The organism is Pseudoalteromonas sp. SG43-3 (assembly GCF_014164385.1).
In the GTDB taxonomy this organism is placed as follows: Bacteria; Pseudomonadota; Gammaproteobacteria; order Enterobacterales; family Alteromonadaceae; genus Pseudoalteromonas; species Pseudoalteromonas distincta.
In genome coordinates, this window is the sequence record NZ_JACJFC010000004.1 from 1 (window position 1) to 13,145 (window position 13,145).

General features: G+C 35.0%; 11 protein-coding genes. 7 read left to right on the forward strand and 4 right to left on the reverse strand.

Features of this window, described 5'->3' with window-relative positions:
- Positions 1–476: 476 nt before the first annotated feature.
- From H5157_RS04490 to H5157_RS04505, 4 genes are all read right to left on the reverse strand, one after another.
- Entirely contained in the window at positions 477–1,793 is a 1,317-nt protein-coding gene (locus tag H5157_RS04490) for an O-antigen ligase (RefSeq protein WP_182724244.1), read from the reverse strand.
- Positions 1,794–1,856: 63 nt separating this feature from the next.
- Entirely contained in the window at positions 1,857–2,408 is a 552-nt protein-coding gene (locus H5157_RS04495; RefSeq protein ID WP_182724245.1) for a hypothetical protein, read from the reverse strand.
- A gap of 23 nt (positions 2,409–2,431) precedes the next feature.
- A complete protein-coding gene (locus H5157_RS04500; RefSeq protein WP_182695117.1) occupies positions 2,432–4,441 on the reverse strand; it encodes an EAL domain-containing protein in 2,010 nt (669 codons plus the stop codon).
- Complete coding sequence (locus H5157_RS04505) at positions 4,425–5,123, reverse strand: transglutaminase-like cysteine peptidase (protein WP_182724246.1); 699 nt, start codon at positions 5,121–5,123, stop codon at positions 4,425–4,427. Before H5157_RS04505 ends, H5157_RS04500 begins: the two co-directional genes overlap by 17 nt.
- Positions 5,124–5,416: 293 nt before the next feature.
- Between H5157_RS04505 and galU the strand changes: the two genes are divergently transcribed.
- The 7 genes from galU (at position 5,417) to H5157_RS04540 (ending at position 13,145) form a co-directional block, all read left to right on the forward strand.
- Complete coding sequence (gene galU, locus H5157_RS04510; protein ID WP_182724247.1) at positions 5,417–6,307, forward strand: UTP--glucose-1-phosphate uridylyltransferase GalU; 891 nt, start codon at positions 5,417–5,419, stop codon at positions 6,305–6,307.
- Positions 6,308–6,425: 118 nt separating this feature from the next.
- A complete protein-coding gene (locus H5157_RS04515) occupies positions 6,426–7,430 on the forward strand; it encodes an NAD-dependent epimerase (RefSeq protein ID WP_182724248.1) in 1,005 nt (334 codons plus the stop codon).
- A 2-nt stretch (positions 7,431–7,432) separates the two neighbouring features.
- On the forward strand, positions 7,433–8,326 hold the full coding sequence (locus tag H5157_RS04520) for a sulfotransferase (RefSeq protein ID WP_182724249.1): 894 nt from the start codon (positions 7,433–7,435) through the stop codon (positions 8,324–8,326).
- Complete coding sequence (locus H5157_RS04525; RefSeq protein ID WP_182724250.1) at positions 8,323–9,762, forward strand: oligosaccharide flippase family protein; 1,440 nt, start codon at positions 8,323–8,325, stop codon at positions 9,760–9,762. Before H5157_RS04520 ends, H5157_RS04525 begins: the two co-directional genes overlap by 4 nt.
- A 12-nt stretch (positions 9,763–9,774) precedes the next feature.
- Entirely contained in the window at positions 9,775–10,887 is a 1,113-nt protein-coding gene (locus H5157_RS04530) for an acyltransferase (RefSeq protein WP_182724251.1), read from the forward strand.
- Complete coding sequence (locus H5157_RS04535; RefSeq protein ID WP_182724252.1) at positions 10,884–12,035, forward strand: glycosyltransferase family 4 protein; 1,152 nt, start codon at positions 10,884–10,886, stop codon at positions 12,033–12,035. The genes H5157_RS04530 and H5157_RS04535 overlap by 4 nt, the downstream gene beginning before the upstream one ends.
- Positions 12,036–13,145, forward strand: a complete 1,110-nt coding sequence (locus H5157_RS04540) for a glycosyltransferase family 4 protein (RefSeq protein WP_182724253.1) — start codon at positions 12,036–12,038, stop codon at positions 13,143–13,145.

Here is a 13,145-nt window from a genome sequence, read left to right on the forward strand (position 1 = left end):
AGTAAAAACCAGCTAAAGATCTATTTGCACAAAGAGAAATGAAAGAGAAGTAAATGAGAAAACAGAATGCCAATCAGGATATAGTTTCTGCTTTATTACTTCCTCTAAAAGCGTAGCGCCTCTTAGCCTCTTTGTGAAAAAATCACTTATAACAGGTACGATTGTTACGAAAGCCACGCTTAAATTATTTAATCTATTCACCAATAAATCAATTAAAGATCTATTTTCACAAAGAGAAACAAAAGAGGAGTAAATGAGAAAACAGAATGCCAATCAGAGTATAGTTTCTGCTTTATTACTTCCTCTAAAAGCGTAGCGCCTCTTAGCCTCTTTGTGAAAAAATCACTTATTAAAGGCTTGGCTTGTCACGCTAACAAGTTAACCGTAAATTTAACCTTGGCGGTAGACGCTGAACTTGCTCGCGTGAGAAGCGCAGCTTCCAATCACTCTATATTGGTAATTACTTGGCTTTGTATTTAACCATGCTCTTTTCGGCTTCGTTTAAACGCAGGTAACTTACTACTCAATATTGCCAAGCATAAAATAGTCATAAACAACATTGAGTTTGCACCCGCTTGTAAAGAGTAATCTACCAACGAATGCAGCAGCATATCTATAATTGCAATAGCACAGCCAAAAGCAACGCCCTGAAACAACGCTGTTTTACGCTTTAGCATAGTCGCTATACATAACCATAAACAATAAAGTATAAGTGAGCCCAGTGCGGCTGTAGTGGGTATACCCAGCTCTACTGCAAACTGTACGTAATCGTTATGGGCATTATCGTAGTAACCAGAATACGGCTCAGACTGATACGCAGGAAACGCAGTATAAAATGTACCACCACCAGAGCCCAACAAAGGCTTATCTAAAATAAGGGGTATTGAATCACGTACAACTTCGTCGCGGGTTTCTGATGAAATACTGGTTTCGCTTATACGCTGTTTAACTTTTTCTACATCGAATATAGCGCCGATAATAATTAAATCGATTATAAAAAAACTAACTATAAGTAGTTTAAACGCTTTAGGTTTTTGCCTGTAAATAAAAAACGCGAGTAAGCTAACAACCATTAATGCAATAAAAAACGCTGAGTTACCCATACGGCTACGGGTTAAAATAAGCGCCACAATAATAATAATTAACGAAATACGTAAAATTATTTTTGAGCTCAAAAGTATTTCAGTCCACGCACGAAGTGTTTGTTTTAATGTTTGTTTGTAATCGCTATTAGAGCGTTTTAATTCGCTAACTAAAACACCAATACCCAAACATAAGCATAAAGCTAAAAAGTTAGCCAAAAAATTAGAGTAAGTAAACGTACCAATAGCACGGTCGGTATGCTTATAACCAAATAGTGGGCTAATAATATCAGGCGATAAATTTAAATAAGTAGCATATAAAGCTTGAAACACGCCGGCACTTATAATTGCATATATTAAATTTTTAATACGCTTTTCAGTATTACAATAAATAAATAATAGCCAACAAAATAAAATCATAAAACTTGTTTTAATAAGCATTTGTTTAGTTTGAAACGGGTCAACACTTACGGTAAATATTTGTACTGCGCATACGCCCGCAACTATACCGAGTACAGTAAATAAGGGCCAAGAATATAACGGAGGGTATAAATGGTGCTTGTTATTAATACTGCTGAAAACTAAATGGATGAAAAAGGTAGCACTAATTAATATCCCCATTGCCAAAATAGCCCAAGGGCGATAGCTACCTAAAGGAATAGGCAGCAAAAAAAGTATTGCACATAGCAAAATAAATATAAAACGGTTCAATTTAAACTCATAAAGTAAAAACGCAGCCAAAGGCTGCGTTTGTATTATATTTGAGAAGAGTGCTTAGTTACCAACTTCTGATATACCAGCATCACCACCAGTACCACCAGTACCTTGAGGTACAGTAGTTGTTGGTAAAACAACAACAGGAGGAGCTGCAGTTGGGGTATCATCAGTAGGACCCGCAGCAGTAGCTTCAGATGCAACTGTGGCATCTATACCAGCAGTAATTGCAGCAATAGTTACCGCATCACTATCAGAACCAGCAGTTACTAAGGCTGCTAAAAAGTCAGAAATTAACGCATTATCGGCACCTAAAGAAGCAACAACTGCGTTAATTAATATATCAAGTTGTTCAGCGCTACACGAACCGTTTGCAATAGGCGAATCGAGGTCAATAGGACCCATATTTTGGCAAAATTGCTCAATAGCAGCAACTAACTCATTTTGTAGTTCCTCAGACGAAATATCATCCGGAGCATTATTTAAAATATTAAGTAAATTAGTAAGGCTGTCAGATTGTACTACAACATCAGAATCTGCTTGTGAGTAAACAGGTGAAACGGTAAAAGCCATTGCACCTATTAATAAACTCTTTAAAAAAATTGATTTCATCTTGTGTCCCTTTAAGTGAGTATCTAATTACAGAATTTTAGCGTGTCTGCGCAAAAAGTAAACTCTTTATTAACGTTATCACGGTTCTTGCCTGTAAGTACTTTAGAAGGCTCCATAATTAAATTACCTTGTACGCCATCACAGCCTAAATTTTCAAGCATTTTTAATGTTTCGGGCTTTTCAATTAAGCATGCCAACACTTTAATACCAAAACCATGACAAATATTATTAACGGTTTGAATAAAAAACTGGCTTTGAGAATTATCTAACAAGTCTTGAATATAACTGCCATCAATTTTTACATATTCAATATCAAGGCCTTGTAAATACCTAAACGACGTTAAACTTGTTCCAAAGTGCTCTATACACACGTTAATACCAATATCTTTAATTGCATCTATGTGCTTTGAAGCTATATGAACATTATAAAGTAAACTAATTTCATGTAATTCAAAAATGAGGTTAGTTTTAATAACGGGTTTCGTGTGCGCATAAAGCGTTAACCATTGTATAAAATCAGCTGAATATAAAGATGCCTTACTTACGTTTAAGGCAAATACGTCATCAGGGTATTGTTCTTTTATATTTACAAAGTTACGAATTATTTTTTTGTCTAATTCTTCAGTTAAATTAAGTTTTTCGGCCATAGCAAATAAATGGCCATTGTTTATCTTTTCACCTTCATGGGTAAAGTGGGCAAAGGCCTCAAAGTAACACTGCTTGTTTTGAGAGTTAGCCCGTTTAACTGGCTGCACCGAAAAGCTAACCTCACCAGAGTCAATAATCGATTGAATAAGTGTACGCCATTGATTAACACTAAATAGCGTATCTTTATCTATTTTGTTAGTGTCTATTGTATCGCCAATAGTACTACCTGTATCTAAAGCAGATAATACACTACCAATAGACGAGCCTTTATTAACTTCCAATATTGCAAAATTAGCAAACCCATTAACGTGTAAGCTATTTTTTTGTTTACTAAAAGCATCTGTAATTTCTAAACGGGTTCTGTTTAAAAACTGCGTATCGTAAGGAATCAGCGCAATAAAAGTACTACCGTTTAACCTAAATATTTTAGAGTTAGTAAGGTTACCAATAATTTTAGTAAGAATAACACTAACATCTTTTACGTGGGCGTCACCATCTTGATAGCTAACACTTTGGTTTATATTTGTAAGTGAAGGTAGAGTAATCATCATTGCGGTAAGTGGAGCATCAGTGGTTATTGTGTCTACAACCGAGCTAAAGTGATTTTCAAACAACTTTCGATTACCTAAACCAGTTAAAGAATCAATATAAACTTCTTCAGTTAAGGCTTGTGTTTGTTTAGTTAAAGAATCAAAAGTACTTTGTAAGTTAATAACCATATTATTTATAGCTTTGGTTACAGTGCGTAGCTCTCGTGCAATAGGTATTTCTTCGTTTAATGTAAAGCGTTTACGAGTAACAAGGTGAGCTTGATGCTCAACTGCTTTTAAAGGCTTAAATACTTCGCGTAATATTAAAAAGGCAACTGCAAGCGAGGCAATTAGTATTAAAAAAGAACCATAAAAACTGCGTTTTGTATGCTCCCACAACGTTACATAAGACTGTCCAGTATGGCTTGTAACCTCAAGTATACCCGCCATAATCCAACCATTATTTAGTTCCGACTGCATAGTGGGTGCTTTTAAACTACTTAAAGCAATAAACCAATTAGGCACAGACTCAACACGCTTAGGATTTTCCAGATCAAATACAACTTGGCTTTGTGAATTTGTAAATTTAATTTCTTTATAGTAACCAGAATCAAAAATAGCAGTAGCCATTGTTTCTGCTATTACTAGGTTTTCTGGCTCTAAATAAGGCGAAATAGAAAGTCCTAAGCTAGTAGCAGTGTCTTGGGCATGGCTTCCCATTTGGGTTTGTAAGTAATCGCGGGTGGTTTCAACATCTGTAACTACCCTAACCACAAATGAAACAACCGAAATAACGATTATTAAACCGTAAACTTGGGTTTTAAGACTCAATCCATTTTTAAAAAGTCGAGACATAACTGGTAGTTCCTTTAATGTTACTTTTAATGGGAGCAAGCTCACCTTGTTCAATTCGCTCTAGCATAGTATTCCAAGCCGAGACACCACGGCTATTTTTTACCTTATTGCCTAACCCTTTCGATTTTGCTAACCAAAGCCCTTGACCATTAAAACTGTAAATAGGCGTTAAATCGGGGCGTTTATTAGCGGGCAGCAGTTTAGTATTAAAGTTACCTAAAACAAAGGGAATTCTGTTTGGATCTTCTATATATATAAGTACCATGTGAGGTTGGTTTACTGTGCGCTGTCGGACATACATTAAACGAATTTTATCCTCAGGAACACCTAGCGCTATTAAGGTAAAGTATTTAGCAATAACGTAGTCCTCGCAATCGCCCATACCAACACCTAAACTCTCAAGTGGGGTAGCCCAGTAATCTTTTTGCTGCCAAAGATCTTCATCGCTTTTGTATTTAATGTTTTTATTAAAAAAATCGTTAACAAGGTGAATTTTTTTCCATTCGCTTTCATCAGCCGAGCCATCAATAAAGTTAAGCCAATCTTTAATTCGTTTATGACCTTCGTTGCCATACTGTTGCTGAGCACGGGTAATAATATCGCTATTACGCAAATACAAAAGCATATCTTGTGCGCATACAAAAAACGACACAATGAATAAAATGCAAAGCCCTAAGCGCACAAATGTTCCTTAAGTTGGTAATCCCTAATAAACGACATTAATCAGTATAGTATTATTACTTTTAAAAAGGTAGATCATCATAAAGAATGAGCTGCCCCAATATGACTCAACCCGACCAGTTTGGTGCAACATAAAGTTAACAAAAAAACAACCTAAAAGGATGTTTTATTTATTGAGTCAAATAGTATGGCGTGTATAATAATCCTAACACAAGGTATGTGAAGCACGTTATATGGAAGTAAACTTTAGTTTCTTCTTTATATATTTACAAAATAATAATGAAAGGAATTAAAGTGAAAGTTTTAAAAGCCGTATTACCTGTAGCTGGCCTTGGAACACGTATGTTACCAGCCACAAAAGCCATTCCAAAAGAAATGCTGCCTCTGGTAGACAAACCACTTATTCAATACGTAGTTAACGAAGCCGTACAAGCAGGTATTAAAGAAATAATACTTGTTACTCACGCTTCAAAAAACTCAATCGAAAACCATTTTGATACTAGCTTTGAGCTAGAAGCCACACTAGAAGCACGTGTAAAGCGTAGCCTACTAGAAGAAGTGCGCTTAATAGTACCAAAAGACGTAACCGTAATTTCGGTTCGTCAATCTGCGCCTTTAGGCCTTGGCCACGCAGTACTTGCCGCCAAACCAATAGTAGGCAACAACCCATTTGCAGTAATGTTACCAGACGTAATTATTGATAAATATAAATCAAACCCAAAAACAGATAATTTAAGTCAAATGATCGACCGTTTCGACAAAACAGGCCACAACCAAGTAATGGTAGAGCCAGTACCAAAAGAGCAAGTACACCAATATGGTGTGGTTGACCTAGCCGGTATAAAAATTAACGCGGGCGAAAACGCAACAATTAAAAACATGGTAGAAAAACCAGATACCGATGAAGCGCCAAGCAACCTAGCTATTACAGGCCGTTATGTTGTATCGCCTACTATTTGGGATTTACTAGAGTACACCCCACCAGGTGCAGGTGGCGAAATACAACTTACCGATGCCTTATTACAATTACGCCACTTAGAAACACTCGAAGCATACCACTTAAAAGGCCTGTCGCACGATTGTGGTTCTAAGTTGGGCTATATGCTTGCCAACGTAGAATATGCAATGCAATCAAGCCATATGGGTGAAGAGTTTACCAAAGCAGTTAAAAAACTAGTTTCGTAACTTATTTTTATAAATCACAACCAAATTTAATTTGTATTTAACGGTAATATTTAAAAGCCAAAATAGCAGTGCCTGAAATTAAATAAATAAATAAAGTAAATTTAAAGGATTCTTACAAATGAAATATCTTGTAACTGGTGCCGCAGGGTTTATCGGTAACTTTGTAGCTGAACGCTTATGTAACGATGGCCACGAAGTAATAGGGCTAGATAACCTAAACGACTATTACGATCCGGCATTAAAACATGCAAGGCTTGAGCGTATTAAACACCTTACTCAATTTCGTTTTGTAAAAATGGATTTAGCCGACAGAGACGGCATGGCTAACTTATTTAAAGACGAAAAGTTTGACCGCGTTATCCACCTAGCAGCACAAGCTGGCGTGCGTTACTCAATAGAAAACCCAATGGCTTACATTGACTCTAACTTAGTAGGCACTGCTACTATTTTAGAAGGGTGTCGTCATAATAAAGTACAGCATTTAGTATATGCATCATCAAGCTCTGTTTATGGTATGAACGAAAAAATGCCATTTTCGACTGACGATGCAGTAGATCATCCGGTATCGCTGTATGCGGCAACTAAAAAATCAAATGAGTTGATGGCGCATAGCTATAGCCACCTATACGACCTGCCAACAACAGGGCTGCGCTTTTTTACAGTGTATGGCCCTTGGGGTCGCCCAGATATGGCTCCTTACTTATTTACCGATGCAATATTAAATAACCGAGAAATTAAAGTATTTAATAACGGAAAAATGAAACGCGACTTTACCTACATAGACGACATTGTAGAGGGCATTATTCGCATTCAAGACGTGGTTCCAAAAAGAGATCCTAACAACAGCAATACCTCGCCAGAGTCAAGTAAAGCACCATACCGTGTATTCAATATTGGTAATAACGAACCTATCGCACTTATGACCTTTATTGAATCAATCGAAAAAGCGGCAGGTAAAATAGCCGACAAAAATTATATGCCAATGCAAGCAGGCGACGTGCCAGCAACATTCGCAGATATAGATAGCCTGCATGCTGAGGTTGGCTTTAAACCTAATACAAACATTGAATATGGTATGCAACAGTTTGTTGATTGGTACCAGAGTTATAACTCTGGTAAATAATCATGAAATGTATATTTATTGGTGGGGCAGATAGAAGCGGTACAACAATGCTTGCTTCGCTGCTTTCTAAAATTGAAAAAAGTGTCGTTACTCCTGAGTCTTTATTTAAAAATGAAGTTTTAGCTGAACAACCCTTTTGTACAAAAATATACTGTGATTTACTAGAAAATAACGAGCGGTTTAAACTTTGGGGTCTTAACATCGAACCCTTAAGAGATAAAAAACACCGTTCGTTTGAAGAATTCTACAAAGACCTAGTTAGTTTGTATTGTGGGAAAAATGATGTTTTATTCTGGATTGATCACTCACCGAATAATTTAGTTTATTCTAAGTGGCTAAATGATATTTTTAGTGAGTGCTACTTCATACATATTGTACGTGATGGGCGTGCTGTTGCCCACTCACAGATACCACTTGAATGGGGCTCAAATACCTATTTAGATGCATCTAGAGCTTGGAACAACAAAATTTTATATGGGTTTATTACTCAAGCATTATTTCCTAATAAAACTCTTTTAGTAAAGTATGAAGACTTACTCCATAACGAAGTAAATGAAATAAATAGAATTATAAGTTTTTTAAATAATCCCAACATAATAAAATTAAATAGTTTCAAAAATGAATTTTTACCTGAATTTACTAAGTCTCAACATACTTTAGTCGGGAAAGCACCTGATGCTAGCCGAGCAAGTGCATGGAAGGGTAAAATGACAAAACAAAACATAGCAGACTTTCAATACTACGCTAAAGATACTTTAAATTTACTTGATTATAAATTAATAGAAACTGATGGTTTTAAAGTAACTAAATTACACTTAATTAAAGAGTATTTAAAAGAAATCTGGTTTAAAAAGTTTGTTAACCCAAAAAAATATACAGATAAAAGAAAAAAATGACATTAAAAAATAAAATTATTAGTGGCTCCTTATGGAGTTTTATAGGTAATGCTTCATTTCAATTATCTGGGTTAGTTATATTCATAATCTTATCACGTATTTTATCTCCAGTTGATTTTGGTACTGCAGCATTAGCCATCGTTTTTGTCGAGCTAACAAACACAATTGTTAGGTACGGATTAGTTGAAGTAGTTGTACGTAGTAAAAATAACTTAAATGTAGAGAATAGTATTTTCTTCGCCACTCTATTAATTGGAATAGCTTCGTCTCTATTTTTTATTTTTGCATCTACTTATTTAGAAGTGCTATTTGAAGCCCCTGGCCTTGCAATATCATTACAAATACTTTCAATCGTACCTGTAATGCAGGCTTTATCGACAGTACCAGAAGGGTTACTTAAACGTGATTTTAAATTTAAAGCACTTGCTATAAGGTTATTGCTCTCATCATTATTTTCCGGTGCTGTAGCTATTTACCTTGCTTATGCAAACTATGGTTTTTACAGTTTAATAATCCAGAAAATTTTATCAATTTTTTTATCATTATTACTTGTGTGGAAGGCAATTAGCTGGAGCCCTGTATTAAGTCTATCCGTAAATGGTATTTTAAATATATTAAAACAAGGCCAACCTATATTATTAAGTTCACTGGTTGGGCAGGGGATATTTAGATTTGTTGAACTTATAATAGGTTTTTTTCTAGGAGTAGTTGCATTAGGTTACTTTAAAATTGCAGGTAAATTGCTCGACGTTATTGTGCAATTTACAATAAGACCAATTGTTGATGTCTCTTTTTCAGCTTTCGCCAATTTACAAAGCAATACTAATGAACTAGAAGCTTGTTTTACAAAATTTCTTACAACTACGGCATTATTTGCTTTACCTATATTTGTTGGTGGCTTTGTTATCGGTGACGAAATGGTGTACTTAGTTTTTGGCGATAAATGGTCTGAAAGTGGAGTTATATTTTCTATCTTGTGTTTAAGTGGTTTTAGCGCTTCACTAAATTACTTTTTTGCTCCGCTGTGCCATTCAACACATAACTCACATATTCCGTTTAGGTTACGTGTAGTCGAGTTTATAGTTGTTATTGCGCTTGTTAGTATTTTTTCTCAGTATTCAATTTACCATGTGGCGTATTCTAATGTTGTAACAGCAACAATATTATCATTAAGTATGTTGGTCATTTTACAAAAAAAGTTTACTTTTTCTGTAAAAAATATATTTAAAAAATTATTACCCTCAATTATTTCATCTTTGATTATGGGGGGGGGGATAGTGTTGGCTTTAAAGTTTATGTTATTAGATATGGATGTAACATTTAAAGTGTCTTTAATTGTTTTGATTGGTGCTATATCTTATCTATTGATATATAGACTTTTATTTCCAAAAGAACTTTCTGGAATAATTTTAAATATAAAAAGCCTGAGGGGTTAACAGTACAATAAAATGAAAAATACAAATACTAGATTAAATAGTTTAGATTTTTTAAGAGCCATAGGTGCAATATTTATAGTTGTTTCACATTCTCATGGGTTGATAAGAAAGCGTTTTGAAAGTTTGGGGTTTACTGATTTTTTCTGGCAGATAGAGCAAGGCTATACAAAAGTATTTGGTGCTGTAGGCGTTGATTTGTTCTTAGTTTTATCAGGTTTTTTTGCTTTTTATACAACGTGGAATAAAAAAAGCGATGCACTTGATTTTTTAAAGAAAAGGTTAATAAGAATTTATCCTATTTGGTGGGTGGCTTTGTTTTTTTTGATAGCTATGTCACTAATACCAGGAAGCTCAGCAAGCTATAGTTTATTTCAGGTATTTAACTCTATATTACTAAATCCAATTTATATCGATGGAGATATAAAACCAATACTGGAGATTGGTTGGACGTTGCATTACATAGTTTTCTACTATTTTTTAATTTCATTTTTAATGTTCATTAAATTAAGTTCGTACAACATACTAAAAAGTCTCACGCTAATGTTTGCTTTTCTATCAATTTTTGGTTTTTTTTATGATTTTAAAATAGCGATATTTGAAGTAATAACAAACCCTCGTACTTTGTCATTCGCGTTAGGTGGGTGGCTTGCATATTTTGTAATTAATAAAAGTAGTAATTTAGAATGGAAAAAGTTATACACTTTTCTTACATTATGTATTTTGTGTGGATTGATTAGTGCGTTCATTTTCATTGATGAATGGCGTTTAAATGCTCCGACATTATTGAGTCGTAGTACGATTGCATCGCTAATAATAATGCTATTTATATTTCACCCAAAATTAAAAAGTATTCAATACGGAAAACTTTTTAAAGTTTGTGGCGATGCGTCTTATTCAATTTATTTGTTTCATATGTTTCCGTTAATGATTATTTCGGGGCTGTGGAAACGAGAAGTGCTTATTCCGCCCACTTTTATGCCACCGATAATCACTTGGTTAGTCCTTATACTCATAGGTGTTCTAGGTGGTGTTATAGCTTATCTGCTGTTTGAAAAGCCTATTTTTAACTTTCTTAAAAGAAAAATAATTTTAAAAAATAACAAGGATGTAAATAAAGCAATATGAAAATTTTAATGCTCACATGCCAATACATGCCAGATGTATTTGGTGGTGCGGAAAAACAGTGCGGGCGAGTCTCTAAAGGAATACAAACTGAAGGTGTTAATGTACATATATTAACATCACGCCAAAAGTTAAAAGGCAAAGCAAATGAGGTAATGAACGAAGTTCCTGTAACGCGTTTATATTCGCCAATAGCCCCTGACTTACTTGGTCGCTGGTTACCTTTTTCAGTATATTGGTTAATTAGGGTATTAATTTGGGGTATGTTTAATAGTAAAAGCTTTGATGTAATACATTGTCACCAAGGTAAGTTTGGTGCTTTTGTAGGTTGCTGCTTGGCACGTTTATTTAAAAAGCCAATATTAATTAAGGTAGGTAACTCTAACCAGTTTATGGATTTCAAAGCATTAAAAGCTAAAAAAGTTATTGGGCCAATAATGGCTGATTTTGTATTAAAAACTGAGCCTACGGTAGTCGCAATATCGGGTGTTATCGCGCATAACTGTAAAGAGTTTGGTTTTAAAAATATTATTAATATACCAAATAGCATTGATAAAAGCTTAATTGATACTGATAGCCCAGTTTTAAATGATAAACATGATTCTGTAATAAATCTTTTTTATCATGGTAGGTTAGAGCAAATTAAAAAAGTAGATGTATTAATGGAGGCGTTTGCATTGCTTACTAAGAAGCATGATCAAGTGCATTTTCATTTAATAGGCAGTGGTAGTGTACTACCTAGAGCAAAAAAATATATTGAGATAAATAACCTGCAACACAAAATAACATTTTATGGTGAGGTTGACGACCCGGTAAACTTTATTAAGCAATTTGATATTTTTGTAAATGCCTCGGAGGCTGAAGGATTTTCGAACTCATTACTTGAGGCTTTGTTAGCGGGAAAGGTATTAGTGTCGACACCTGTAAGTGGAGCAAGCGATGCCATTTTTACAGATAAAAACGGTTATATTGCAACTGGCTTTAGCGCAGTTGAAATTGCTAAAAGTACAGAAGATGGCATTGCATTACATTATAAAAATAATGGTGAAGTGCAAGCTTTTTCTGAGCAGTTGATTACATCTAACTTTACAGTAGATGTAATAGCAAAAGAATACGTAAAGCTTTATAAAAAATTACTTGGAGCTTCATAGATGAAGGTTTTAATAGGGATGACGCGTTCGGATACTATTGTATCTGGTTCATTTAAACATATTTGCCAAATTGGCGAAAAGTTTAGAAATGAAGGTGCCGAGGTTGTATACGCACTAGGTGGTAATGGCGATGCGATAACTAAATTGCGAGCTGCTGGTTTTAAAGTGCATGCTTTAACTAATTTAAAAAGAGATTTAAGCCCGCTGAGCGACATTTGGTCATTGTTAAAATTAATATGGCTTATTATATCGGAAAACCCACAAGTTTGTTCTTGGCATACAGCTAAAATAGGTGCGCTTGGGCGTATAGCTGCAATGCTTACTTTTAAACGCTCTTATTATGTTCCGCATGGTGTTCCTTTTGTTAATACACCCGAAAATAAGGGCTTTAAAAAATATGAGCGACTTGAAAAATTACTATCTTATTTACCTTCAAAAATAATAGGTGTGTGCGAGTTCGATAAAAATGAATATTTGCGAATAGGCGTGCCCGACAAAAAGCTGTTGGTTATACGTAACGGTATGCTCGGCAAATTTAACGATACGTGGGAGCTAACCGACAAACCCGTTAACTTTATTACTGCAGCCCGATTTGAAGATCAAAAAGACTACACTACGCTTGCTCAAGCGTGTGGCTCTTTATTAAGTCAAGGCAAACCATTTACGTTAAGCATATACGGTGATGGCCAGTATGAAGCTAAAGTAAAGCAGCTGTTTGCTCACTTTCCTGAAGGGGTAATAAACTTTTGTGGTGTGGTTGACAACTTTGCCGAAAAACTAACTCAAGCTGATGTATTTATACTCTCTAGCTTTTGGGAAGGCTTACCCCGAAGTATTATTGAAGCTATGGCATGTAAAAAAGCAGTAATTGCATCTGATGTTGGAGGCTGTTCTGAGCTAATAATTAAAGGCGAATCGGGCTATTTAATCCCTATTCGTGATGCATCTACAATGGCTATTGCTATGAGTGAATACATTAATAATAAGGCTAAAACAGTGTCACATGGTGATGCTGCTTACACGCTATATAAACAAAAATACTCGCTACCTGTAATGCTGGAAAGCTACGCAAAAGAATATGGCGTAATAAAAAGTGGTGTAACCAATTAA

Excerpts from the sequence above, each read along its gene's own strand:
- H5157_RS04495 (WP_182724245.1), bottom strand. The coding sequence starts at position 2,408 with ATGAAATCAATTTTTTTAAAGAGTTTATTAATAGGTGCAATGGCTTTT.
- H5157_RS04500 (WP_182695117.1), bottom strand. The coding sequence starts at position 4,441 with ATGTCTCGACTTTTTAAAAATGGATTGAGTCTTAAAACCCAAGTTTAC.
- H5157_RS04515 (WP_182724248.1), top strand. The coding sequence starts at position 6,426 with ATGAAATATCTTGTAACTGGTGCCGCAGGGTTTATCGGTAACTTTGTA.
- H5157_RS04520 (WP_182724249.1), top strand. The coding sequence starts at position 7,433 with ATGAAATGTATATTTATTGGTGGGGCAGATAGAAGCGGTACAACAATG.
- H5157_RS04525 (WP_182724250.1), top strand. The coding sequence starts at position 8,323 with ATGACATTAAAAAATAAAATTATTAGTGGCTCCTTATGGAGTTTTATA.
- H5157_RS04530 (WP_182724251.1), top strand. The coding sequence starts at position 9,775 with ATGAAAAATACAAATACTAGATTAAATAGTTTAGATTTTTTAAGAGCC.
- H5157_RS04535 (WP_182724252.1), top strand. The coding sequence starts at position 10,884 with ATGAAAATTTTAATGCTCACATGCCAATACATGCCAGATGTATTTGGT.
- H5157_RS04540 (WP_182724253.1), top strand. The coding sequence starts at position 12,036 with ATGAAGGTTTTAATAGGGATGACGCGTTCGGATACTATTGTATCTGGT.